A 24,430-nucleotide genomic window follows, 5' to 3' on the forward strand; every position below is an offset into this window, starting at 1 on the left:
GTAGCTACAATATCTGGAGATGTCCCCTCGGCCTATGCAATCCTCAGGGATCGACGAACCTCGTGGAGTGCGACGATCTCTTCCAGCATCTTACGCGCAGCCTCCGGATTCGTCCGGTTCGCGAACTGAGCACTGCCCATAGGGGTGATCAGACGGTTTCCCCAATCCAGTTTGTCGTCAATTTGTACAGACTGCCCGAAATTATGCGGCCGACCAGTCAGGACCAATTCGTTTGTGAAGAGAGCCAGGCGACCCCATGAAGGCAAGCCGAGCCTGGGGCTATAGAACAGCACGTTATGCAGAGTGGCGCGAAGAGAACCCAATTGCGCACCAATATCATGTTCGGGAACACGCTGGCGCAGGTTGCCGAAAAGTGCCAGGGAACCTGGCGGCTGACGATTGGCCAGATGAACACCGCTATAGGCCCTGGTCACCGTAATCCGGCTGGCAGATGGCCTCAGGTATTCGGTTATGAGCCTCGTCGGTACCGGGACGGGATCGTCCTCGAAACCATCGTCCCGAGCTGAAAGCGACGCCAGCAGGCTGGCAATCGGCGTCGAAAACAGGAGGTCGTAGGGCCAGTCGTCGCTGTCGCCACTATGAACCAAAAGGCACGACTTTCCCTGCTCTACAAGACGGCGGAGACTGATCGCAGCCAGAAACGGGTTGTGGTCTGTCACGACTGCGTCAAACTGAGCGTATGCGGAAACGATGTTCTTACGCCCCTTATGGAGCGGCAAAAGCATATTCGTGCATGCCGAAAAGCGAGCGCCGATGACTGAACCGTCACCGTGGACCGCCGTCAAAAGATGGGAAGGCGCAAAAGCGATACTCTGGATCATTGCCCCAACCCCTGTAGCCACTGACCAACGGCATCACGGCCATGGGTTTCCGCCACTGCATCAATCCGCTTGAAGAGAGCGGTCCAGACAGCGCAAAGATCGGAACGGCCGTAGATCGACCCGGTGTGATGCAATGCTTCACTCATGCAGCCACCCTGACAGGCCCCAAAGAACGGGCAACTCCGACAACGAGGGTCGACCTCACTCATGCGCGCTCGAAGCTGCGACCATGCGAGGTGGTCGAATGTACCTGCCAAGGCATTCCCAAAAGGCATCTGTCCCGAATCCGCCATGTCCAGGCACGTGTAGAGAGTGCCATCAGGTTCGAGATCGAGCGAAACATCTGCGCAGTTACGCTGGAAAGGGCAGACAGACCCGATGGACGATTGAGCGAAAAGACGCTTAGACAACAGATGCGTAAACGGCTCAACCGTAACACGGGAGCGCATTACCCACTGATCGAAGGCTTCACTGAAACCGGCCACGAGCGCTGGGATGGAGGCTGAACTGATATCGGACCCGCCCTGGAAAACCGGACGAAGTACAAGAGAATACCCTTGCCGAGAGGCTTCATCCATCTCGAATGGGAGATTTACCAGTCCCTGGTTATCGACGACGAAAATAGCGCCAGGCTTCCGGCGGCGGCGCTTGGCGATTGTCTCCATCGATCTGGTCGAAATCTTCCGATACGCATCGGCGCTCCCTCTAACGGTACGCTGCGTGCCTCGCCCATCGACGGATGTTCCGATCCTGCCGGAAAACACGAGATCAAGCTCTTTAACCCGGCGTTCTGATGCGACCAGATTGGATTGGACGCCATCTACGACCTCCGCAAAAACGGGATAGAAAATTTCTCGCGCGGCGAAGACCGATTCACGAAGTTCCTTTGCCGGGATCAACAGGATTTCACCCCCGACGTACTGGATCGTCAGAGTTGCCTTAGACCAATCTCTGGTAATCTGAGGCAGGATGTTGTCTCGAATGAATATCAGGGATCGCCGATATTCGTCGGGACTCATCCGGGCGGACGGGTTTTCCTCCCAGGATGAGCAATAACTGCAATCAGCGTTGCAGCCCTTGATCAGGCGGGCGTGCAACGTAAAATGTGCAGACATAAGAATTCCTATCCGAGCTTATTCAGTCGGACCAGTTGAGACCTCGTTCGCAGGATTTGCAAGCGTAATTTCGGAAGCGCGCTGCTTCACGTTCTCGACGACCGTTTCATAGATCGACGAGAACATTTCCTTTGCGAATTCCTTGAACTTTTCCCGGCCGCCGAAATGTGCGTGAACGATCTTGCGGACGCGTGCCTTCATTGCATTTGCACGTGCGACGGTCATGGCTGAATGAAAGCGGCGGATGATGTACTCATCGGTCGGCTTGAACTTCTTTGCGGCCTTGGAATCGAGCACGTTGATGAACATGTACTCGACGTAGCTGGAAACCGGCAGGACGAACTGTGTCATGTTCGGCTGACGTAGATAAGCTTCCGTCAGGCGCTCGATCCGCTGGCACCAGGCTTCGAACTGTTCGTCAGAAGCGTTTTCAGGCGGCAGGAAGGAAAGCGAAGCCTTAATGGCTGCAGCGGTCGAGACGAGGTGAACAGGCTCTCCGCAATCGACATCACTTGGGAATTCAATCAGAACCTCGACGCCATTCAGGATCATGTTGATCGCGGTATCGAGCACGTTTTCGGTCAGCTCACCGTTTTCAGTTTTGGCAAGTAGACCCGCTTCCCGAAGGCCAAATGGAACGATCAGATCGTCACCATCGACCTCGATATCAAAAACGGCCGCATCAACCAGATCAGGATCGAATTCCTTGCTGGTTTCATCTCCCTCAACGATTTCGGAACCTGACTGAAGGAATTCATGATATTTTTTCGTGAGTTCTTCGGTTCGTCCGGCGACCAGGTGAGAGAGCTTTGGCATGTTTTTCTTCTCGTGTTAGCGCCAGCCGCGTGAACCGTGGCAGGCAGAGTGGCAGGCACTGTGACATGCGCTGTGGCAGGTAACGCCCGGGTAAATAACCTTTGGGTCAGTCACACCAGCATTGCCGTTGAGAGTAAAATCATCACCCTGTTTCACTGCCTGTACAACAAGGAATTCGTGCGGAAAATACTTCTCGGCAATGGAGACTTCGTTTTCGCCAAACTTGGTGGCGAGCAGCATCATTGCCGACGAAATTTCCATCTTGGCGTCGCGCTGTGAAACGACGGAGTCAATTCGTTTGCGTAGATCAGACTTCTCGCCCTTCGACTGTGAAAAAGATACGAGGCCAGCATCGTTGCTACGAGCTGCCGCGATCATGGCGTGGGTTGCGATCATTGCCAGGGAGGCTGAAACAATGACCGAGCCTGTTTTAGTGTTCATGCGTTAACTCCTCGGGTTTGATCCATTTTTTGCACGATGAACGAGGCTGTCTCGAAGAAACCACGGCCACCGGAGCACTCGCCCGAGCCGTCGTCCATCGAAAGAGCCAGACAACCACTGGAGCAAACAGAACGATAAGGGCATCCGTTGCAATGAATGACTCGTCGTTCTTTCCGGATTTCCTGAAATCCTTGTCCTAAATTCAATGATTTGCCTTGGGCCGCTTTGTTGTCAACTTCAGACGTTAACGCAGTACATCCGGCCTTGTAGCCGTTGGCATCGATAGTGTGGAAACGGGTATCGCAGGAGCCCGACCAGCAACCGTAGCCAACCGAACCTTTGTGCATCTGCTCGACCGACGAAAGAATACCGTCAAAGGGTGAGAGCATCAGCTTTTCGCCATTACCTTCCACGCCCTTCCAGAGCGCGTAAGCTCTCATAAAACGCGACATGTTGCGGCTATAGCTCGCGTTGTCGACGCCGAGCCTCAGCCAGTTGTCACGCGCATAACCTGTCTCTGTCAAACGTTCGAGATGAGCCTTTCGAACGCCTGCCGCCGTGAGTTTTTCGAAAAAGGCGATGGGATTGCGAAAGGTGTCGAAGAAGGCCTTCGTCGCGGTCACAACCAGATAGGGATCAAGGCCGTCTTGAATGAGTTGCGCGAGGTTCTTCCAGAACTTCTCCTCGTAGATCGCGTTGCTCTGAGGCTGGCTGCGGTTGAGAAGCCGTATAACCGGGTCCCAGGATACGCCGACATTGGAACCGAACTTCCTGTGATAGAGATCGGCCCAAGCGCTGTCATATGTCATCAGGTTAGTCTGGATGCCATGCTCGAACTTGAACTCCGGTGCCGCTGCCTCAACAGCGTCGATGGCGTCAGAGAGCCACTTGGCTCCGAACATTGTCGGCTCGCCGCCATGCCACTGAACAAGGATCGTCTGTCCAGGCTTAGCAAATTTCCTCAGATCGAGAACGGAAGCGACGATATCGTCGTGCGTCATGCGTTTGGGGTTTTTGGGGATGAAGCAGTGCTCGCAGTGCAAGTTGCAGCCTTCAAAGACGCGCATGTAGACAAGATGAGAAAACTGGGGTGCAAACGGGACACGGGCACTCATGCGGCACAGGCTCCAGAAGGTTCACTGACATAGACCGTCGCCTGCTCCAGAAGCTTGGCACGGCCAGATTGATTGAGATAGGCATTTGCCAGAGCTTCGCCTTCGGGCGTGGAAACGAACCGGCGGACGTGGGCGAGATAGGAGTGATAGCCAGAGCATTCGTCTTCCCCATGCGCCGATCCGTTCGGTGTAATGGGGCAGCCGGACTGACAAAAATGCTGGTTCTCACACGAAAAACAGTAGCTTTCCTTATGGGTTAGCGCCTGATGCTTAATCCACTTTCTGCGGAAGCGGTTCTTCGCAAACTCATCGAAGCCATCGACGACGTTGCCAAAACTCTCTTCGAACGAAGCCTTGTCAGGGCAATTGTTCAAAGCGCCATCAGGCTCGACCACGATGAAGTCACTCATGCATGTGCCGCCCCAGCGATCACCCCCGACGCCATAAAGAACGCCTGTGATTGAAGCCCTGCTAGCACCGACAAGAGGTGCAACACCCGTTCGCTTCATTTCATCCATCAACGCATCAAACAGGCCGATCAGAAACTGGCTGTGCTGCCTGTTGCTCGGCCGATCATCGAAGTAGGTTCCGTAGGCATTGTATCTGTCGATATTGAAAGCGCCGAAATCTCTATCGACGAACCATTTGACCATCTCAGCTTCACGTCCGATTTCGCGCGTGGTTGGCACAACACCGGCGATGATCTCGATACCAGCCTTCCGAGCCATGTCGACCTTCTTCATCCAGAGCCGGTGATACTCATCAACCGAGCCCTTGATCTGCCTCTGCGAGAAATCGACCGACGATCCGACGAAGCCTCCAAGGCGCGTCGCCAGCAGTTCAACGTGTTCCTCGCGCAACGGGATCAGTGACGTCTGCATGGATTCGGTATGACCAGGAAGCTCGCGATCAAGGATTTCGCCAGCCCGGTAATACCATTCCGCAGGAAGAACCAGAGGCTCACCGCCATGCCAAAGAACATGTGCCCCTGAGTGCCTCCCACGTTCCTGCATTTTTGCCACGAACTGAGCCGTGGTAACAAGGATATCGTCCGACATCCTGCGTTTGTCCGCACGAACGGCTTCGGGAAGGTAACAATGGGTGCATCCGACGTTACACCGATTGGTCGGCTTTACATACGCGGTGATCATGACACCTCCTAAGCCGCTGCGGCGTAGCCGAGGGTACGGCGAACGTCGTCTGGATTGAGGCCATACTTGCGGATCGCTCCATCCGCTTCACCAGTCATGATGCTTTGCTTGATACGGTCGAAGACCATCATCCAGGAATGGCAGTAATAGAACTTGCCGCCAAGGCCACGGCCGTAGAGAACGGAATCCCGCATGCAACCGCCTTCGCATTCGTTGAAGTGGCGGCAAGATTTGCAGTCCATCGGGAGATCGACACGGCGACGGCGTGTGGCGACGGAGATTTTCGACGCCAGAACCTCTGGAAGGGTCTGTTCACGCAGATTTCCGAAACGATAGGTCTCGTCACCGAGGTCAGCGAATTCACTGCAGTTGTAAACGTCGCCATTCGGCTCAAGACCAAGGAAATGACCGCCGCAATGACGGCTCCAGGGGCAACGCGAAGTGTCGAGGCCGATAGTCTTTTTGAACATTTCGTCGAGCGGCGTCACCACGAAATGCGGTAGATCGCTAATCCAGCGGTCATACAACTCCAGAAGGACCTTGCCATAGGTTTTCGGCAGTAACATCGCGCCGTTGCCTTCGTCACGACCGGCCGGATAGCGATAATTGATCCGGATGTCAAAGCAGGCTTCCCCTGTCGCCTTGGCACGGTCGTACATATCCAGCGCCAAAGGAATTGTTTCTTCAGTGTAGGTGCCGATCACCTTTGGGTGAAAGCCATCTTCGAGCATGGCGTCGAGACGGGAATTGAAGATGCGGGTGTAGAGTGAAGTCGAACCCTTGAACTCCCTGTTTTGCTCATCCGGGTCAAAGCTTGACGAAATCGAGTAGTTAAACGGCCCCTGCAAGACATCCTTCCAGCGCTTCCGATCATAGGCAAGGATGTTGGACTGCATGGAAAACCGAATGCCAGGCTTGGTTTCCTGAACATATTCCCAGGCTTTCCAATAGAAATCGGCCCCCATCAGCATGGGCTCACCGCCGTGCCAAAGAAGCACGGCGTTCGACGATAAATACGGATGAAGTTTGTCGAAATACCCCCTGAATTCATCCTGGCTCCACTTGGGAGCGCCGTTCACTTCAGGGGGAGCAGAACAATACGTGCAAGTGGCGTTGCAGAATTTGGTCGGTTTGATAATGACCGTACTGATTGACATGGGAGGCCGCCTTGCAAGGAATTCCAGGAGAAAACGATAGGCTCCTTTAAAACTCCTTGCAAGGAAATCAATTACTATCCGCCGTAATAGCAGAAGGTCTGAGCAATAGCGCGACGGGGACCATTTGCAGAGACCGGCGTACCGATCCACCTGATACGCCAGATCGAAGCATTAACACTTGTTGTCTGAGCAACGATTGCCGACGCGATATCGTTTGTAGCGGACTGGACGCCCACTGCGCCAACAAAGGTTTCCCCACTGTTTGATGTCGCGTTCACCACCGAAAGCGTGACATTAGGGGTCGAACGCCAAGAATCCGTCAATGGATACACCATCACGCGAGCACGCGAATTGCCGCCTTTACACGTCGGCTTGTATACAACGTTAGCGTTGGGATTGCCCGCCGATGCTTCCATGACCAGATACGAGAACTGGGCGACCGACTTCGGCAGGAGATCGCCAAGTGTAACAGGAGTTGCGGCCGCCGCAGCATTTGCCGCGCTGTTTTGATTTGCTCCTGCAACGGCAGAACCATACACAATTGCCGATGTATCGAGATAGGTAGCTTTCAGATTGTTGACAGTTGCGACGCCTGTGTTCGGCGATGAGGCACCTGATCCCGTAACATTCAGATTACCTCTAGACGCCGTAATGTCACCGGCCGTGGTTGTGATGTTGCCACCTGCAGTGACAGCTCCGCCAACGCCAAGGGTCCCACCAACAGTTGCGTTTTTGCCAACGCTCAGATTATCCGTCAGGTAAGCACTGCGGGCATAAATGTCGATTGTGGCACGTATGTTGCCGACAACTTCGACAGTGCCGGAAGAGCCAGCAATAATCTTGTCCGCCTTCTCGATATTGTTGTTGTCCATATCGATGTCGGTTTTCATCTGATTGGCAACAGGAATACCGATGTCGTCGCGATAGAGATAGTCTGCAAGAAGAGCAGTGTCGTCGAAAGCAAGTGTCGTCGCGAGATGGCCAGCCGCTGGTCTCGTCGAAGCGGCCCCCCAGGTCGAAGCGGCCGTACGCCATCCACCATAGTTGCCGACAACCATGCCGCTGTCAGCGGCATTGACGTACCGCGTTGGAACATAGCCACCGATAGCACCCATGCTATTCGACGCATGGCCGAGCATGTCATCTGGCATCGCCCGACCGCCAAATGTCGTTACCAGCGCTTCAAGACCATCACCCGAGGCATTCTTCTTGACGAGCAATGCGGTATTTTGACCGAAGGCATTGGTGTCAATGAAGGAGAGGGGAAGGAAACTACCTTCCTGCAGACCTTTCAGTTTTGCCGTGGGACCTGAAGGGATGGGCCCTGTGGCGCTGGTTTTGGCAACAGGGATGTAAAGAGCGCCACTGGTTGGTGCCACAGCTTGAAGCTCTGCAGCATTGGCTTTCACATAGGATTTTGCAGCTTCAGTGACAATTTGAAGCTTGTCGGCGACACCTTTTGCTCTAATCCGCTCAGCGCTCTGCTGCCAAGTTGTCATGATGAGAACCGACATCAAGGCGGCAATACCAAGAACCAAAACGATTTCAAGCAAGCTGAAACCGCGATTGCGCTTATGGAGGTATTTCCCTCTATAGGAATTCCTTGTTAAGTTCTTCACTGACATCGCGTAATCCTTGACCTGCATCACGAAATTATATGCAACTTAAATCGTCGGCGACTTTTGAGTCGGCTGCAATTACATTTTCGTTGCAATAATCGGGCTGCCGTCGGCGATGCGGTTTCCTATGGCGGCGGGAATAGATTTTTCATAACCCAGGCGAATGCGGTAATTCGGAATGACCTTCCCTGTAGACCTGTCATATACGCCGACAGAAGAAGTTTGGGCTGCGCCAAGTACGTCGCCAAGAGCGCCGGTCACCGTGCCCACAGTGGGGCCCTCGAATTTTGCAAGTGCGCCAGCGCGAAAATACGTTACCAGGTCACGCGTGGATGCATTGTATCGCGTCTCAAATGTCGTCTGCAGGGATAAAAGGTTCGACACCATCACGTCGGGAAGTTTTGTAGAAGGATTGACCGTACCCGAAACGCACGTATTCGCGAGGCAATATTTGGACGCCGCCATGTGCCACGTCGCCATGTTCAGTAAGAGCCCCTCGGACTCCTTGAAGACAGGCTCAGGCGTTCGCGGAAGCGACGAAAAGATCAAAGTCATGGTGAACAGGAACGCGCCGATAATGAAGATAAACTGCATCTGCTATCGCCTCCCGTCCTTGTTCGCGATGGCCTTCTTGCCAAGATAATCGGTCGGGTCCTCGTTATTAGCCATCAGGGAGGCTTGTTGAGCGATCAACGTGTTGAGCTGGCTCGTCTTGCCTTCACGGATCAAACTGCGAGCAGCATGATCTTCTGCGCTAAAAAACAGGGTTTCGAGCTTCAGCTTCTTTGTGAACCTGGAGCCCGATTTCACCGTCTGGATTTCCTGATGGATAATAGCCGAAATACTCTGGGCGAACAAATCGCGCACGAATCCTTCGGAAACACCCTCGGATGAGGCGAGCTTGATGAAGGAATTCACAGCTTCGATGACATTACCCGCATGGATCGTCGTCAAGATCAGGTGACCCGAGCCTGCATGGCGCAAGGCTTCGCTGGCGTCCGAACCACGGCGAAGCTCACCAATGAAAATGTATTTCGGGGACATGCGAAGAGACTGCACCAGACGCTGACCAAAGGTTTGGCCAGGCTTGAGGGTCAACTGGAAACACTTTCCGAAAGGGAAATCGCCTTCCTTGAACCGCATTTCCGGTGGGTCTTCGATAGTGACTGCAATATCGCCGTAGGATTTCAGGTATTCTCTCAAGAGCGAGTAGGCTGTGGTGGTCTTACCGTGTCCGGTACGACCGGCAATCAGAACCAGCCCAGGGCTCGTCTGGCGGCCAAGCCACCCCATGAAACGCATGATCGGTGCGTTGAACGCGCCCAGTTTCGATAGCCTCGGGATTTCAGACATCGGGCGACGCAAGGTGAACCAGGTCTCATCGATATCTTCCATGACCGTGACACGATAATTGATGTTATCGTATTCGACGCGGAATTCACCGGTGTCGTGCCTATCCTGTTCACGGAGCAGGATTTGCAGAATGTCGTGCAAATCGGCAATGGCAAAGTCATCGGCGACCTTTACAGGCCGCTCGTCATCCATGGCACCTTTGATCAGCACTTCCCCTGTGTGGGAAATGTAGAGGTCGGTGAACATGAGTTCGCTGAGACGCTTTCCCATCGGACGACCTGAATGGTCAAGTCCATTCATGTGTCCATCAGCAGGGACCAGTTGGTCCCCACCTTTGCCAGCACCGCCTCTGCCGCCGTTATACTGCATCGACTTGCCTCACACTGCATTCGCAATTTGAGACTGGATCGAGAAGATGCCGGATGCGATCCATGCGAAGATCAGTGCGAGCATCACGAACGACACGTTTCTCAGAAGAGCCGTCTGGTTTTGGACGGCGGTAACCGACTCTTCCAGCCAGTCGTTTGCCGTGATTTCAAGCGCGTCTTCGACGTTTGCCTGTTTCGAATAAGCGCGAAGGTCCTGCACGCTCTCACGGTCAGGGAACTGGTAGCCTGTTTGGTGAAGAGCCTCACCGAGCGGCTTACCGTTGTTGACCAGGAAAAGCGTCTTCAGGATACGTTCCCGATACCAGGGGCTCGCATGACGCGACATCGTCTGCAGAGCCTGCGGCAGAGCGATGCCAGACTTCAGCATGCCCGCGAGCGTGATCATGAAGCCGGAACCAATAACGAGGCGATAAAGCGACCACGGGGGAATGCGGTCAAACCGAACGCGAAGTCCCTTCTTCCAGCGAGGGATGGAGTAACCGATGACAACGAAAAGACCGGCCATCGCGATGAGAGTAATCTTGAGCCAGTTTATGACGAAGTCTGAGAGGACCGCCATCTGAGCGCCAACCCCAACCCACTGATCACGGGGCAGAACTTCTTCGAAGGCCGGGATAACCTGGGTGCCGAACATCCAGAGAAAGCCAATGGACAGCGAGAAGAGCAGGACCGGATAGAGCATGCCTGCGATAAGGGTGTTCTTGATCTTCGCCGCAGACGAGGAGACGTGAATTGCCTTATCTAGGGCCAGAGCCAACTTACCGGCATCTTCACCACCAGAAATGATCAGGCGCTCGCTGTTTGGAACCCAGTCGGCCATGGCCGGGGCGATGCCTCGACCGTTGGCATAGGACTTGCGCCATTCATCGAGAACGAGGGCCTCTACCGCAGCAGAGCGACCTGATTCCTTTGCGTAGACGTACATTTCATCGAGAGCCTGACCGAGAGGAAAGGAGTTCGACAGATATTTCGAAAGCTTACGATAAATGCGCATCCGCTTTTTGAAGCCGAACTGCATTTTCATAATCGCGCGGTTAATATTGAATGCCATCAGCAGACCCCAAAAGGAATTGTTTCAGTTATTGTAGCGCTGAAAAAATCGACGATGGAAACGCCAATTTCACGCTACGTAGCTCATAAGGGTCGCGACACGCTCAACCGGGATTTCAAGAAGCGAGCCGAGTTCGTTGTCGATTTCGTTCGGGCAAACTTCACCTGCCAAAGCCTTGATGAGGCCATGCTCGCGCATCGTCATCCCGTTCAGGTGCTCGATCCAGTATTTCAGAGCATCAGATTTCCTGTCGTCCTTGTAGTAATCCAGGAAAGTCTGATCCGGGCGGATGACTTCCGCGCAAACGGTTCTGCCCTTATAAGCCTCGTTGATATCGGCCAGCGTTTCCCACTCACGGGTTTCGGGATTGAATTTCTTTTCACCCGCAAAACGGAGCTTTGACAGATAAGGACCGGCGAGCTTAGGAAGGTATTCCTTTAGCTCCTTGGTGACCATTCCAGCTTCAACAGCCTGTTCAAAGGTCAATGCCTTGTCGAGAACGGTACGGCGCACGAGACGCTGTGCGATAAGGCCAGCGATAAGCGAAGCATCACACAGCTTATACTCCTCGACCTTCTTGTCACGTAGACGATCAAGGTTGGATATCGCGTTGTTGGCGTGGAGAGACGCCCAGGTCAAGTGACCCGTCATCGCCGCTTCGAAGGCAAGCATTGCCGACGCGGTGTCGCGAATTTCGCCGATCATGATGATGTTCGGGTCGGAACGAAGTGCAGCCGTGATCGCCTGGCGGAACTTCTCGTTACGCTCTTCGGCAGTCGTTGCGTTGACGACAGCGATCTGGATCGCGCCGGGGATGAAGTATTCCGGCGGGTCTTCGATGGTCAGGATGTTCAGGCCGGGATATTCACGGGCTGTGGCTGACAGAGCGCGCTGCAGGGTCGTCGATTTACCGGCACCGGTCGGACCGGAAATGATGATAACACCTTCCTTACGGCGACGGATGAGCTTGATGTCGCGCATCTGGTTCGGTGCGTAGCCAAGCGTATCAACGTCCTCGTTCGAGCCGACCTTCTGCGCATAAAGCAGACGGACGACAAGGTAACGACCCTGTGACAGGGTGTCGAACTGCAAGCGAAGCGAACTGACGTCAGCCGGAAGAGCGAGACCCTTCTTTTTGACCGATTGCTCGGTAATACGCGCACCCTGGTGCTGCTGCGGCATGTAGGTACTGTCGGAGGCTTCGGCCATGGCAAAGGCTGCCTGGCACATGGCAGAGGCTTCCGTTGGCAACAAGTCCGTCAGCTTCATCATGACGTTGTCGGCGCGAACACGGATTTTGCCCTGATGGTTTTCGTAGTCGAGATGGATATCCGAACAGCGGCGCTTGGCAGCATGTGCCACCAGATCGATAAAGGCTTTCTGCATCTGAGCGACGTCGCCAGACTTGACCTTGACGTTTCCACCCGTCCGTTCGTAGATCGTACCGATCACCGGTAGATCGACGTGGAATTCATTGACCCAGCTATATCCCTTGCGCTGAAGCGCAATCTTCACGGAAGAGGTTTCAGAATTCCTTGCGTAGTCGCGGGCGACGACAAGCGTATGGGTCGTCTTGCCGTCTCTTTCCGATGCCAGGAGAACAACGTACTTGGACTGCGTCTCGGTAATTTCTACGATGCCGTTCGTGCCGGTGATAATCTTCCATCCCGGGCTGGAAAGTTTTTCAACTTCTTCAGCAGTAGCCTCGCGAGATTTGTTGCGGGACGCGTTGTTAGCAGCCCCAGCCGAAACCGCAGTGCGATCATTGGCAACCAAGGCAGTGTCGCGGGTCTTGTAAATTCCGCGCCCCTGCGCATGGACCGGCGCTAAGGCATTACCCGGAGCAGTGGGAGCGCGCTGTGTTTGTTGCGCAGGTCGATTGGGAGTGGAAACGGCGGCGGACTGACCAGAAACAGCAGGTTGAACTGTTTCACTCGGTTTTTTGAAAAACTTATCCAGAAACGTCATGCCGCCTATTCCTATTCGCAAGTTGGGGTGTCTCTCGCAATTACTGCGAGAGAACAGTGATCGGAGATGCACCACGCGCCGGGCGGGTGCTGGGGACGCTGTCGCCGAAAGACAGGACCTTGCGACTTCCATCCTTGGAAACCGTCACTCCATTGCTGCCAATGGAGACGATCTTCTGGCCGTTCGGGAGGGTGTCACCGACCTTGACCGTGAACTTGCCGCTGTAGGGGACTAGAACTTCAGCGCGGGCGTTGCCTGCAGCTCCCATGACCGAGGATACGACCGGGTCAGGGTCCGGGTTAGCGACCGTCTGACGGGCGAGGATGGAAGCTGCCTCGGCACGCTTGGCAAGAGCATCTTTTTCTGCCGTGAGCGACGAGACCTTAGCCTCAAGTTCCTTGATCTGACCTTCCTTCTCGGACTCTTCGCCGTTCAGGATGGTCCACAATTTCTTGCTCCTCTCGGCAATCGCAATCTGGTGATCCAGGTCCATGAGCTGGTTCTGGCGAACAGACTTCGTGTTGACGTCATTGTTTTCGCGAGCAGCGGACAATGCCCCAGCCGCAAGTTCGTCGAGGTCACGGCTCGCCTCTGCCGCCATTGCACGGACGCGCTGGTCAGCATCAGACAAGGTGGCTCCTGCAGGCAGGCCCTTTGCAGGTGCTGCGACGCCGACAGGGCCGCCGTTAACGTCGCCCGGAAGGGCAACCGGCGAAGCATTCGGTAGCTGCGGAAGCTGAGGTGCCTGTTGGGCAACAGCAGGAGCTGCCGTGACAATCGCGAAGAGAGCGGCTGTCGCTGCAAAATTAATTCTGGACTTGCGTAGGCAACGGAAGCTGCTCATAGGATTTCCCCTTTATTTTCCAAATGTTGGTTTCGAGATCGAATTCGACGCCTTCAACGACGGCTCCAGGAATTGCGGAAAGCACATCAAGATAGCCGCGAGGATCGAGGTCTGTTTCGAAGCTGAAATCGAGGCCCATGTAGAAGCCGCCGATTTCCGTGGTGGACGTCATCACAGGCGTAAACCTGGACTCCATGATCTGGACGAGTTTGGTCTTCACCTGGCTCACAGGCAATGTGACCTGGTCGATTGGGACCTTCGGTGTGTCGCCGTTAAACAATTCCCATTGAGCAGAAATCGTATCGGTCGAGCCTGCTGTGTTTTGCACAACCGTCGGCATGTAGCTCTTGGCTTTCACATAGGGCTCGATCCAGTTGATCGGGCCACCGCCAGCACCAAGGCCGTCACGGGTCAAAACTGCAGCCGCAACAGGCGTAAGCGGATTTTCGCAGATGAAGTTTCTGACCTTCCAGCCTGGGATATCAAGCGGGAATTCCATGATGTTGTCGACGCACTTCTTCAGGAAATACGACCCCAAGGTCTGATTGACCCAGGGTGCTTCCGGAATTTCGACCTTCTGTTCCTGACCAGGAAGAATTGCGTCGCTTGTAGCGGCGCGAAGGGCATCGGCTTCCGCCGCCAGGCGAGCTTTCTCATCGGCATCGAGCTTTTGCCAATACTGGAAACCAAAGATACAGGTCGCGACGATCAACCCGAGGGCAAGGATTTTAACGAGAGAACCACCTCGTTTGATATCCTTCAGTCGGCCGGGAGGGCGGCCACGAAGGCAATCATCGATATGAATTTCTGTCGTATCCTTCCAGCCGAAAGCGTTGGGAGCGATCATCTCGTCCCAGTTGTCGGCCTTGGCGTCCTCAAACATGTCCATCGCTTCTTCGCGGCTTCCCACGAACCGCTCAAGCAACGGGTTAATACCGTCTTCCCGAACACCTAGAATGTAGAAGCCATCTTCAACGGCAAACAACGCGAGGAAACGCCCTGCACGCCCACTCGCAATATGGATTGCGAGTGACGGCATGTTTGTCTTATGGCCTTGGCTACGATTGGCGAAACCGACCTGGGTCTTGTTCGACGCTTTATAGACACAGAAAAAGTCAGCATTGTCGGCACGCTCGCGTGCATGGCTGGCAGCGTCAGACGAATCTTCGACGCCTTCCCAGTAAAGGCCGACAGCGTAATTTGTGTTCTTGACCTTTAAGGTGCCTTTCGAGACAGAGCCAGCAGCCGGGGTGTTACCACCCTCGGCCATGCCGAACCCGCCTACATCGAATGCATCTGACATATGTTCCTCGCTTGATTACTTCTTGAGGATGGTTGGCGTGATCATGATGACCAGGATTTCCTTCTCCTTGGCAGAATTGCTTCCACCGCCGAGGAGCGAGAAGTTGGGATGACCGATGCCGGACTTGGACGTCGTCGACTTCGTCTGTTCGAAGCCAGCGAGCACAAGCGTGGTCTGATGCGGGATACGCGCCTGCTGAAGGAAATTGCGTTTGGCAACACGCTTCAACTGCAAAGTTTCGCCGCCGATCTCGCGAGTATCGAAGCCATCATCCGAGCCGATCAAGCTTGAAATGTCGATGCCGTACTGAAGCAGGATGTCGCCGTTACGCTCGATACGCGGAACCATCTGCAGACCGAAACCCGAGCTGATCTCAGCAGTTTCGTTCGAGATCGAGACGTTGCCGTCAGAATCTTCTTCGCGGGTGATCTTCGGGATATATTCGCGCTCAAGACCGACCTGGAACGGAACCGGCTGACCGTTGATGGTCTGAACAACCGCCGAGGTAACCTCAGCGACGTCACCGCGCTCGGACAGAGCCTGGAGCGTTGCCTTGGAGCCAGACCACTTGCTGTCTTCTTGCAGAAGAGCCCAGGACAGGCTGCCGCCACCCGTAATAGCAGACGACGTGCCGTTGCCAGCAAGGTCCAGACCATACTTAGTCGCTTCCTTGAGCGCGGCCGTCAGGTTGAAGTTGAGGTCTTCACTGTCACGCATGGTGACCGAGTAAACCTTGATATCCAGGTTGACCTGCTCGCTGGTGCGCTCGTTCAACGCGTCAAGGTAGGTCTGGACACGATCAACTGTTGCCGGATTCGCCGTTACGGTGACAACACCACCGACCTTGTTGATCGAGTAGGAACCTTCACCAACAAGCGCCTTGATGCCGGTATCAAGTTCAGCAAAGAAGTCGACATTGGCTTCGTTCTGAGCCTTACCGCCGTTAGCGCCATCGCCAGAGGCACCGAGATTGAAGTTCAGGCCGGTAACGGTCGCAAGAGCGGGCACGTCGAACGAACGAGTGACCGTGCTATCGATGATGATGCGACCCTTCTCGTACTTCCAGGCGACGTTGAAATGCGCACCAACCATGTCAAGCAGGCCGGAGAGCGTGCCGCTATAATTGATCGGCATCGACGTTGCTGAAACACCAGAACCGGATGAGGTGATCGAGCCACCACCGAGTTGTCCGTTGTTGTTCTGAGCGGCCGGGCTCGTAGCCTGGATTTCAGCAAGAGCCTGTTCCAGCGGGAAGCCTGGCGGTACCGGGCCGTTGTTCGGTAGGGCAGTAGGGACCGCAGCTGTCGTGGATGCGTCCGCTGCCGAGGCAGCCGGAGCAGCCTGCTGAGTGGAGCCTGCTGGCGGAGCGGCAGCCAGCACAACCGGGATGCGGGTGATTTCTGTGATCTTTGCAGCAATCTCACGAAGGTCGAACGGAGCAGACCGGGCAATCGTGATGCCTGTCGACTTCTCGAACTTCGATGGCAGCGGGTCGCCCTGATCGTTACGGATGGTCTTGGAACCGATATAGGCGGTGTCGTTGACCTTGATCTGGGACTTGTCCGCAGGAGCGGAGCTACGAGCCTGGTTCATCAGGTCCGCTGTTTCGGAAGCAGTCGAGCGAATATCGCGGTCTGCCGAATTTGATACGGCGCAGCCAGCGAGCGTCGAGCATGCCAGAAGGCCGAGGAAAATGTTGGTAATGCGCATGTTGCAGGTCTCCGGCAATCTCGATTAGTTGACTTCGTCAGCCAGTTTGTTGGAAATGACGACCGTCTTGTTGGCCTTAAAGAAATCGGCCGTGATGGTCGGGCGGGCATCTTTCATGGCAGTGATCAACTGCTTGGAGGCTTCGATGAAGTCGCCTGAGAAAGTTGCATCGGTAGTGATCGCGTAGTCGTATTCGCTTTCCCACACGACCTTCCAACCGGAGCCTTCAGCCCAATTGGCAAGCGTCGTGCGAAGCATGTAACCGGCAGCCACGACATACTGTCCCTGGCCGTCACCCTTCGAAACGGGCTTCCAGTCACCTTCTTTGATTTCCTTGCCGACAAGCGTCTTGTTCGAGTGCGATTGGTCGGCGCGATGTGTTGCCTCAGGAACTGCGGCTTCAAGCTGACGCTGCTGATAAGGGCGAATGGTGAAGCCACCGCCGCCGATGCTAGCCTCTTGCTGGGCACGTGGAACAGGGCGTGGATCACGAGGCCGTGCCCGTTCCGAACGAGGCTTCGGCTTCGAATTCTTCTGGACCATGTCCGAAGAAGGGCTCGATGAGTAGGGGCGGGAGGCGCTTTCAGCCTTGGGTGCTGCAGAAGCCTTCTCAATAGTTACGATATTTCCCGAAACCGTGGCCTTGAGGCCCTTCTTTGCAACTGCCGAAGATAGGGCGGACTGCCAGTCAGCGGCATTCGACCAGGAAATTGGAGCCTTTTCATCGACGCCTGCGCCGAACTTGACATCGAATTCCTGCGGCACAATCTGCCGAGCAGCGCTGCCAACCGGAATTCCTTCGCCAAAGCCGGTGTATTCCGCAAAAGCTGCCTGGGATACGCCCAAGGCAACGATGAGCGCGGTCGTGCCGATCAATCCTCTCATACCGAATTTACCCATAATTTTCCCCTTATTTCCTTGCGGCACACCGTGTGTGAAAGCGTTAATAAAGATGTTCAGGCGATAAAGAATCGGCGTCAAGCGCGTTTACTTGGCCGATTTCCTTGATTTTCCTGAGCGTCTCAGATTGATTGCTTCACATGCGAATGCCAGCCAGTCCGGCAAACTCTGCCGTTGAAGCCAATTGTGGACGGCCTGACGCTTGATACGGAACATGTCCCCAGTGTCCTGATATGTCTCAAGCCCATGCTTGTTTTGCCACTTCTTCAGCGAAGCGAAGGTCATGGCCGGAAGGCGCTGGATTCGCGTATGGCAGTCCGGCTCGGTCGTGTCCCCGATGAAGTGATCGAAGCACTCGATGGTGATCGGAACCCAATAGGGAAGCTCAAGCTGCTTTCCTTCAGCAACATGCTTTTCCCAGTTCCGGACCGTCTGGTCGGAAAGGCGGAACAGGCTGGCAATGACGGGGGTCTGCTTGATCCCCCGATCATGACACCACTTGAAGAATTTGTCCTTGGTACGCGGGATGAGCGCAACGCAATCGGGGGAACGGTCGTCGCCGATGAAATGATCAAAGGTAGCTGCAACACTGGCCACCCATGGGCCAAGAGCAAGTTTCGTCCCATTGGCGACATCTTCGCGCCAGGCCGCCACATCCTTGATGGGAAGGGCAAAAAGGTCCGCGATAAGTTCGTCGGAGGTCAGGTGCCGTTCCTGGCACCAATCGAAGAATTCTATTTTTGTTTTCGGCATCCTGATCACCCAATTGCACAATATTGACGTGCCGCTTGCGTACGAACACGGTTTATCGCTGGGCGCTCTGTCAAACGCTTACAAAGGATTTTGGATTACCGACGCCAGATGTGGCTCTAATACGTTGAATCTTCCGGTGAAAAAACAGGGCCGTCAACGGGTTTTTAATAGAAAAACAATAAATTATCGGCAGGAAAAACCACCTGTCAACTAATTATCGGCGTCGACAGGAAAGGAATTCCAAGTGTTTTGAATCAATTAGCGGAGACCTTTGTCAGGCTGCCTTATCGGGAGTAAGAGAGTAACGGTCAGCCATCCCATGAGTGTCGATTCCGACCTTCTCCAGGAGCTTGAACGTATCTCTCTTATAGTCGCGCCAAATCCTGGCCGAGTCACCGGTCCTCAGATTTGGATTGCGAACGTCACATACCCATTCCATTGGGCGATCTACCTTAAATTTGGCAATAAACCAGTGCCAAGGATATTATTTTCAAGTTATGCAAGAAGCCAACTTATGGACAAGACGAACTATTTCGGAGTTCGTCAACGCCATGAGTAACCTCACGATTCCTCAGTTATAAGGTTTCTTAGGCGACCTTATAACTCGCCGTATTCTGCTGATCGAGGAAGTTCCCGACATCACTTAACCGGGATAGGGTGGCGTGCGCATTGCTCGGCGCTTTGCGCTCCCCTACTCCTTTTAGGACCTCGATTTCGTCGAGCTGCGACGATTGAAGACTCACTTCATTTTTCGCAGCCTGGCAAAGTTCACGCGCCGTCAGAGAAAGTGCGCCAGCCAGGGCGGTATCGGAGGCTGTAGCAAGGTAACTGTTGTGAAGCTCTTCGGCCTTTCGTACGTTGATACGACGGGTCAATGCACCGAAAAAGCCGTCACCATTAGCCTTGAGGGTCTCGACGGCTTCATCGCGCAAAGCCATCAAATTGCCGGTCAGGCTCTGAAGCGTGTCGGATTTAACTGTCGCGTTGATCGACAACTCTCTCAGCGCAGGGACCGCACGCTCGAACACCTGTCGAAGGGATTTTTCGAACAGTTCAATTGATTCAGGACGGATCGGCGCTTCAGCAAGGGCAAGGCCTTCCTTTGCGGCATCTACGAGCGTGGATACCTTTGGGAGCTTGCTCCACGCTTCCGAGACAGGCATGGAAATTTGTCCGGCATAGATGGCGGTAATCTTCTCGGCAAAGAGATCGGCCAATTCATTGTCGCCCGATCCTTCGAACTTGCCATAGCATCTGGCAAAGTCAGTTATCGCGTGTCCTCGCAATGCGTGATGGTCCGTTAGATTGACGTATTTATTGAAACCGGACGCAGATGACATGCAAGTTCCTCATCTTTTGGTGATGAAGGACTAGTTTGTCACAAAATTGCATTTAACAAATGGGCCAAAGCTCACCTACGGCCATAGAAATCGTCGAAATATTCACCGACAAGACTGGACCAACGCCTTCTTGCCTCACGACCGACCGCATTTTCATCACCAAGCTCGCTGCGTGACGTAATACCCAGGATCGCGTAAAGGGCTTCAGCGATATACTCATCTGGCGCAATGGTGATATCAGCCCTTATTTCCTGGCCTCGCGTCAAACGCCTCTCATGACGTTTTACGTAGGAGATAAAACGTGGTCTGCGGCTGAGGAGATGAGCCTGAGTGGTCTCGGGCTTCTGGTAGAAAGGAACCTTCCGTTTAACCTTCCGAGGATCGATGACGGATTCGTCGTCGTTGATCGCCCAGACGGCCATCTTCATCCGGTGTCCTTCCACCCGGCCAATCGGCAGGCCTGTGAACGGATGTGTGCCCTTCACGCCATCCGGACCATCATCGAGCATAACCTGCGTGTTCATGCCATTCACGCTGTCGTCGGACCAGCGTAGAAGCAGGGCCTCACCCTGATAGTTCACCTGCATGGGAACGTCGGTGTCGGCCAGTTCTCCAAACCAGACCCGCAACCTCTGACCGTTCTGTTTGCCGCACAGAAGACCTTTGAAGGGATGCACGGCATCCGCAGGGCAGTCCAGAATAGCCAAATCGGCCTTCATGCCTCCCTTTGCTGTCGTGGTCCAGTTCAACAGGCGGCACTCGCCAAAATAGATCGATCCATTTTCGCGGACCGGCCTGGAACGATCACTGTCGTCTTCCACGAGGTTTTCCGAGGTCTCATCTTCGATCATCTCATCGTCATCAGGCGGGAGAGGTTCGACGGTGGAGAGCTGGGAAACAAACTCTGCCGCCTGATCGGGTATGAGGTCATCTACAGATACAAGTTCATCTGCCTGAACTTCGGCAAGCATGACTTTAGCCACTGGCACCGGGCGGACCGGTGGTGACGGAATGACTGGACGGCGTGGAACAGGTCTCATCATCAGGTATCGATACCGCAGAAGCCAAGGAATTCCTACGAAATTTAGAAGCCCATTGTCGTTTGCGCAAGCTGAGAAAAAGGATTTCTCATCATTTTGCTAAGGGTTCGTCCGCGTTCTGTGCGAATTACGATGTTCTTTCGCAGGAGGTAGGGCTCAATTTCATTCTCGATGGTTTCTTCCGGGATATTCAGAGATGCAGCCAACGTCTTCAAACCCATCGGACGCGTGGAATCCTTCAGCATACGGATGTAAAGACGATCACGCTTGCTGAAACCTTCCTTGTCGTAGCCCAGACGGGAAAGTACCCCTTCAACGAAATCGGCTTCGAGCTTTGAAACTTTCTGGACGGTCGCGTGGTCGCGAATGCGATTGAGAATGGCATTTGCGATACGCGGCGTACCGCGTGAACACCGGATCACGGCCGAAACTGCCTTTGGTGTCAGTTCCAGATTAAGCTTGCCAGCTGACTGTGGCACCACAAGCGCCATTTCCTCGTCCGTGTAAAGTTCGAGCGTAAGCTGGATGTGAAAACGATCCAGAAGTGGCTTTGGCAATTTACCGCTATGGGTCGTCGCCCCGATCAGTGTGAACGGAGGAAGAGGAATGCTCTCAACTCGGCCATCTGCATCCCCACCGATGATGACGTCCAGGCGGAAGTCCTGCATCACGGGGTAAAACAGTTCTGCGATCCTGATGTTCAGGCGATGGATTTCATCGATGAACAGGACGTCACGCTCATCAAGACCCGCTAGAACATGGACGATATCAGAGGGTTTTTCGATCATTGGAGCAGTCAATTGACGCATGTTGACGCCAAGCTCGCGCGAGATGATTTCTGCAAGGGTCGTTTTACCGACACCCGGAGGACCTTGGAAAAGAACGTGATCCATGCGGGAGCGACGAATATTCGCTGACTGGATGTAGATTTCCAGTTCTTCCTTGATCACCGTCTGGCCGTTGAATTGCTTGAGGTTCTGGGGAGCCTGAATTTCGACTTCAACCTGACCTGGTAAAATGACTTCCGCCGCTTCCATTTTCGCTCTCAATAATAAAATCGGGCCATTTCGTTTGGCTTGACACGAGATTCTATCCGCCTGAACCTCGAATGATGCCTGTTGTCACGAACTCCCGGGACAAGACAGTTTGTAAGGAAATAGCTCAATGAACAAGACAGAACTCTTTGCCGCAATTAGTGAGCGGGCAAATATGCGTAAGGATATCGTTGCGAAGATATGGGATACCGGATTCGAGATCATTCAGGAGTCGCTCGCTGACGGCGAAGCAGTGCGACTGACAGGTCAGATCGGCATCACCGTGAAGCAGCAAGACGAACGCACCGGAAAAAACCCGAAAACCGGCGAAGCCATCCAGATTCCGGCTCGTACGAAGATTTCGATCAAGCCTGGCAACGAACTGAAGGCCGCAGTGAACAAGAAATAAGTGCCGCAAAATATCGGCATATGAAATGGAGACCCGGCCAAGTGCCGGGTTTTCTTTGAACTGCGGTGCGGATGTAAGAGAACTCCTTGTCAAAGAGCCTTTTAGAGCTATATTCGTAAGGCGCTGGTGCGGCCTCGGTCAGCGCGGTGGAATTTTAACACGTCGCTTAACCTTATGCACGCTATCTGCAGACGGGGGATAATTTTGTGGGAGATAGTGATGTCGTGTCGTCATACGGCGCTGGAGGGGCACGTTGCTCCATAGAAGGTAGACATCTCCAACGCGCCTGCCGCTTGCAGGATAGGCCAGCATAACGTTCCCCCGTGTTAGCTAGCGACATTAGAAACCACGGGGGATTTTTCATTCTTAGAGGTGACAAAATGCAGACTGACGACATTCAAAAGAACGCCAAAATTATCAAGAAGATGAATTCGCTATGGCGTGACCCGGCCGCTCGGTTGCGATTCGAACAGGACACAGGGCTCGCTCCGATTATCACCGGAAATTCGCTTGAAGTGGAAGCGCAGCACCAATCCGGCGCGACTAAGGAATACCACGACAAATTCCGGGAATGGGCGGTCAAGCAGTAACCGGAAAGTTCAGCTGTTCTGCCTTACAGGCGATTAAGTCAGTGGCGGTCCGGAAAAGACGGACAAAAAGAAAGGGGCCCGCAGGCCCCTGGTGCCTAGGATCACCCCCTTCGTGGCGTGGCTATCCGGATTTCGCGGTTGACGCCAAAATTCATGTCAACCATTTATCGCCTATAATCGGTGATCGGTATGTTGACATACTTCGCCGCACCTGTTTTGATCTATGTCAACACTAACCGTTGGCCATCGCCGCAGAGCCGAATGATCAGAGTTTTCGAAACGCGTATTTCAAGAGATGAAGCATTCACAGGCGAGGGCCTGGAGGGATTTGCGCATCTCATGTCTATGGCGGAGCGGAAAATCCATGCATTCTTGATGGCCGGAAACGAATGGACGGCCGAAAACTACGCCTTCATCTACCAAAAACTCGGGCTATCCTCCACCGCCTTCCGGTCGTCAAAGGCCAATTACGACGCTAAGATCGATTCCGTTAAAGAACTGGTGAAGCTCAATATCACTACCCTGGAAGGCAAGATCAAAGCCAAGGAAAAACAGGCAAAGGAAAAGCAGGAAGACAGCAAGGCATTTGCTGCCAAGATCGACAAATCCGTTCTGAAGCTCAAAGAGCTGAAGGCGAAGATCGCCGAGCAGAAGAAAAAGCTTGAGGCTTTGCCCGTTGTGAAGGTTGTACCACGCGAGAAAGCCCTGGAAAGATTGAAGAAGCTGTTGGACAAGGCAGATATCGAGCGGGCGAAGCTCAAAGAGCTTCGATCTACGATCAAGAGAAACAACAGCGACATCCATGCCCATAATCGTCGGGTCGGCAATCTGCAGGCCAAGCTTGAAACAGCGGAAGCCCGTCTAGAAAACCCCTCCATCGCCTTCGGCTCGAAGAAGCTGTTCCGCAAACAGAACAACCTCGCGAAGAACGGCTACAGCACCCATAAGGAATGGCGAAACGATTGGCGGCAGAGCCGCAAATCGTCGTTCTTTCTGGTTGGTGCACGATCCGCACCGTGCGGAAACGAGCTGGTGAGGCTGTCGCTTAGGCCAGACGGCAACTTCAATCTGGAACTGCGCCTGCCGCCGAAGCTGGAGCCGCACGCGACGGCTTCGACCAAGGTCAACGGCCGGATTATCCCTTCGATCTTTTTCAATAGCCTGAACTTCAATTACGGCCATGACGTCATCCTTGAGGCGCTTGCCGCTCAACAGCCCCTGTCGTTCCGCTTCATTCGAGACGAAAAGAGCTGGAGGGTCATGGTCACCGTTGACCAGGCTATTCCCGATGCCGGAACCCTCGACTGGTCGTTTGGCGCGCTGGGCGTCGACTTCAATGCCGATCATATCGCCGTTTCTGTTGTTGATCGGTTCGGAAATCCCGTCGAAACGTGGCGTTTCGACTTTTGCGCCGAGGGAAAAACCTCGGACCAGAACCTCGATGCGATGCGCAAGATCGCCAAAGAGATTGCGCTCCTGGCAAAGCAACA

At 54.1% G+C, this 24,430-nt stretch carries 22 protein-coding genes and 1 pseudogene; 3 read left to right on the plus strand and 20 right to left on the minus strand.

The window, feature by feature from the left end:
* Positions 1 to 32: 32 nt before the first annotated feature.
* From FFR93_RS08110 to ruvB, 20 genes are all read right to left on the minus strand, one after another.
* Positions 33 to 842: a hypothetical protein gene (locus tag FFR93_RS08110; RefSeq protein WP_138392823.1), complete on the minus strand. Its 810-nt coding sequence runs from the start codon at positions 840 to 842 to the stop codon at positions 33 to 35.
* A complete protein-coding gene (locus tag FFR93_RS08115; protein ID WP_138392824.1) occupies positions 839 to 1,957 on the minus strand; it encodes an SPASM domain-containing protein in 1,119 nt (372 codons plus the stop codon). The genes FFR93_RS08110 and FFR93_RS08115 overlap by 4 nt, the downstream gene beginning before the upstream one ends.
* 18 nt (positions 1,958 to 1,975) lie before the next feature.
* Entirely contained in the window at positions 1,976 to 2,773 is a 798-nt protein-coding gene (locus FFR93_RS08120) for a hypothetical protein (RefSeq protein WP_138392825.1), read from the minus strand.
* Between the two features lie 15 nt (positions 2,774 to 2,788).
* Entirely contained in the window at positions 2,789 to 3,214 is a 426-nt protein-coding gene (locus tag FFR93_RS08125; RefSeq protein ID WP_138392826.1) for a hypothetical protein, read from the minus strand.
* Positions 3,211 to 4,329 (minus strand): radical SAM protein, encoded by a 1,119-nt coding sequence (locus FFR93_RS08130; protein WP_138392827.1) that lies wholly within the window; start codon positions 4,327 to 4,329, stop codon positions 3,211 to 3,213. Before FFR93_RS08130 ends, FFR93_RS08125 begins: the two co-directional genes overlap by 4 nt.
* A complete protein-coding gene (locus FFR93_RS08135) occupies positions 4,326 to 5,480 on the minus strand; it encodes a radical SAM protein (protein WP_138392828.1) in 1,155 nt (384 codons plus the stop codon). Before FFR93_RS08135 ends, FFR93_RS08130 begins: the two co-directional genes overlap by 4 nt.
* An 8-nt stretch (positions 5,481 to 5,488) precedes the next feature.
* A complete protein-coding gene (locus FFR93_RS08140; protein ID WP_205910731.1) occupies positions 5,489 to 6,787 on the minus strand; it encodes an SPASM domain-containing protein in 1,299 nt (432 codons plus the stop codon).
* Positions 6,712 to 8,262, minus strand: coding sequence for a hypothetical protein (locus tag FFR93_RS08145; RefSeq protein WP_138392829.1), 1,551 nt, complete (start codon positions 8,260 to 8,262; stop codon positions 6,712 to 6,714). The genes FFR93_RS08140 and FFR93_RS08145 overlap by 76 nt, the downstream gene beginning before the upstream one ends.
* 72 nt (positions 8,263 to 8,334) lie before the next feature.
* Positions 8,335 to 8,850, minus strand: a complete 516-nt coding sequence (locus FFR93_RS08150) for a hypothetical protein (protein WP_138392830.1) — start codon at positions 8,848 to 8,850, stop codon at positions 8,335 to 8,337.
* Between the two features lie 3 nt (positions 8,851 to 8,853).
* Positions 8,854 to 9,978, minus strand: coding sequence for an ATPase, T2SS/T4P/T4SS family (locus tag FFR93_RS08155; RefSeq protein WP_138392831.1), 1,125 nt, complete (start codon positions 9,976 to 9,978; stop codon positions 8,854 to 8,856).
* Between the two features lie 9 nt (positions 9,979 to 9,987).
* On the minus strand, positions 9,988 to 11,049 hold the full coding sequence (locus FFR93_RS08160; RefSeq protein ID WP_138392832.1) for a type II secretion system F family protein: 1,062 nt from the start codon (positions 11,047 to 11,049) through the stop codon (positions 9,988 to 9,990).
* Between the two features lie 69 nt (positions 11,050 to 11,118).
* Positions 11,119 to 12,825: an ATPase, T2SS/T4P/T4SS family gene (locus FFR93_RS08165; RefSeq protein ID WP_171049139.1), complete on the minus strand. Its 1,707-nt coding sequence runs from the start codon at positions 12,823 to 12,825 to the stop codon at positions 11,119 to 11,121.
* A gap of 232 nt (positions 12,826 to 13,057) precedes the next feature.
* Positions 13,058 to 13,648, minus strand: coding sequence for a hypothetical protein (locus tag FFR93_RS08170; protein ID WP_171049140.1), 591 nt, complete (start codon positions 13,646 to 13,648; stop codon positions 13,058 to 13,060).
* A 175-nt stretch (positions 13,649 to 13,823) separates the two neighbouring features.
* A complete protein-coding gene (gene pilO2 / locus FFR93_RS08175; protein ID WP_138392835.1) occupies positions 13,824 to 15,164 on the minus strand; it encodes a type 4b pilus protein PilO2 in 1,341 nt (446 codons plus the stop codon).
* Between the two features lie 15 nt (positions 15,165 to 15,179).
* The gene (locus FFR93_RS08180; RefSeq protein WP_138392836.1) at positions 15,180 to 16,874 is read right to left on the minus strand and encodes a hypothetical protein; all 1,695 of its coding nucleotides are present in this window, start codon (positions 16,872 to 16,874) and stop codon (positions 15,180 to 15,182) included.
* A 24-nt stretch (positions 16,875 to 16,898) separates the two neighbouring features.
* Positions 16,899 to 17,855 carry a toxin co-regulated pilus biosynthesis Q family protein gene (locus FFR93_RS08185; protein ID WP_138392837.1) on the minus strand — a complete coding sequence of 319 codons (957 nt, stop codon included), beginning with the start codon at positions 17,853 to 17,855 and terminating at the stop codon, positions 16,899 to 16,901.
* A 6-nt stretch (positions 17,856 to 17,861) separates the two neighbouring features.
* Positions 17,862 to 18,527, minus strand: a complete 666-nt coding sequence (locus FFR93_RS08190) for a hypothetical protein (protein ID WP_138392838.1) — start codon at positions 18,525 to 18,527, stop codon at positions 17,862 to 17,864.
* Positions 18,528 to 19,114: 587 nt separating this feature from the next.
* The gene (locus FFR93_RS08195; protein ID WP_138392839.1) at positions 19,115 to 19,867 is read right to left on the minus strand and encodes a hypothetical protein; all 753 of its coding nucleotides are present in this window, start codon (positions 19,865 to 19,867) and stop codon (positions 19,115 to 19,117) included.
* A 71-nt stretch (positions 19,868 to 19,938) separates the two neighbouring features.
* Entirely contained in the window at positions 19,939 to 20,838 is a 900-nt protein-coding gene (locus FFR93_RS08200; RefSeq protein ID WP_138392840.1) for a hypothetical protein, read from the minus strand.
* 113 nt (positions 20,839 to 20,951) lie between these two features.
* Entirely contained in the window at positions 20,952 to 21,944 is a 993-nt protein-coding gene (gene ruvB / locus FFR93_RS08205; protein WP_138392841.1) for a Holliday junction branch migration DNA helicase RuvB, read from the minus strand.
* A gap of 127 nt (positions 21,945 to 22,071) precedes the next feature.
* Here ruvB and FFR93_RS08210 point away from each other — a divergent pair, with 127 nt between their 5' ends.
* The 3 genes and pseudogenes from FFR93_RS08210 to FFR93_RS08220 form a co-directional block, all read left to right on the plus strand.
* Complete coding sequence (locus FFR93_RS08210; protein ID WP_138392842.1) at positions 22,072 to 22,350, plus strand: HU family DNA-binding protein; 279 nt, start codon at positions 22,072 to 22,074, stop codon at positions 22,348 to 22,350.
* A 380-nt stretch (positions 22,351 to 22,730) separates the two neighbouring features.
* A complete protein-coding gene (locus FFR93_RS08215; RefSeq protein WP_138392843.1) occupies positions 22,731 to 22,940 on the plus strand; it encodes a hypothetical protein in 210 nt (69 codons plus the stop codon).
* Positions 22,941 to 23,315: 375 nt separating this feature from the next.
* A pseudogene (locus FFR93_RS08220) lies at positions 23,316 to 24,430 on the plus strand (hypothetical protein); the annotation flags it as partial.

This window comes from Rhizobium sp. MHM7A, from assembly GCF_005862215.1.
Lineage (GTDB): Bacteria > Pseudomonadota > Alphaproteobacteria > Rhizobiales > Rhizobiaceae > Rhizobium > Rhizobium bangladeshense.

Coding starts and splice junctions, on each gene's coding strand:
- FFR93_RS08135 (WP_138392828.1), bottom strand. CDS start 5,480: ATGATCACCGCGTATGTAAAGCCGACCAATCGGTGTAACGTCGGATGC.
- FFR93_RS08210 (WP_138392842.1), top strand. CDS start 22,072: ATGAACAAGACAGAACTCTTTGCCGCAATTAGTGAGCGGGCAAATATG.
- FFR93_RS08130 (WP_138392827.1), bottom strand. CDS start 4,329: ATGAGTGCCCGTGTCCCGTTTGCACCCCAGTTTTCTCATCTTGTCTAC.
- pilO2 (WP_138392835.1), bottom strand. CDS start 15,164: ATGTCAGATGCATTCGATGTAGGCGGGTTCGGCATGGCCGAGGGTGGT.
- FFR93_RS08150 (WP_138392830.1), bottom strand. CDS start 8,850: ATGCAGTTTATCTTCATTATCGGCGCGTTCCTGTTCACCATGACTTTG.
- FFR93_RS08115 (WP_138392824.1), bottom strand. CDS start 1,957: ATGTCTGCACATTTTACGTTGCACGCCCGCCTGATCAAGGGCTGCAAC.
- FFR93_RS08125 (WP_138392826.1), bottom strand. CDS start 3,214: ATGAACACTAAAACAGGCTCGGTCATTGTTTCAGCCTCCCTGGCAATG.
- FFR93_RS08110 (WP_138392823.1), bottom strand. CDS start 842: ATGATCCAGAGTATCGCTTTTGCGCCTTCCCATCTTTTGACGGCGGTC.
- FFR93_RS08215 (WP_138392843.1), top strand. CDS start 22,731: ATGCAGACTGACGACATTCAAAAGAACGCCAAAATTATCAAGAAGATG.
- FFR93_RS08190 (WP_138392838.1), bottom strand. CDS start 18,527: ATGCCGAAAACAAAAATAGAATTCTTCGATTGGTGCCAGGAACGGCAC.
- FFR93_RS08195 (WP_138392839.1), bottom strand. CDS start 19,867: ATGTCATCTGCGTCCGGTTTCAATAAATACGTCAATCTAACGGACCAT.
- ruvB (WP_138392841.1), bottom strand. CDS start 21,944: ATGGAAGCGGCGGAAGTCATTTTACCAGGTCAGGTTGAAGTCGAAATT.
- FFR93_RS08155 (WP_138392831.1), bottom strand. CDS start 9,978: ATGCAGTATAACGGCGGCAGAGGCGGTGCTGGCAAAGGTGGGGACCAA.
- FFR93_RS08160 (WP_138392832.1), bottom strand. CDS start 11,049: ATGGCATTCAATATTAACCGCGCGATTATGAAAATGCAGTTCGGCTTC.
- FFR93_RS08145 (WP_138392829.1), bottom strand. CDS start 8,262: ATGTCAGTGAAGAACTTAACAAGGAATTCCTATAGAGGGAAATACCTC.
- FFR93_RS08120 (WP_138392825.1), bottom strand. CDS start 2,773: ATGCCAAAGCTCTCTCACCTGGTCGCCGGACGAACCGAAGAACTCACG.
- FFR93_RS08180 (WP_138392836.1), bottom strand. CDS start 16,874: ATGCGCATTACCAACATTTTCCTCGGCCTTCTGGCATGCTCGACGCTC.
- FFR93_RS08200 (WP_138392840.1), bottom strand. CDS start 20,838: ATGCTTGCCGAAGTTCAGGCAGATGAACTTGTATCTGTAGATGACCTC.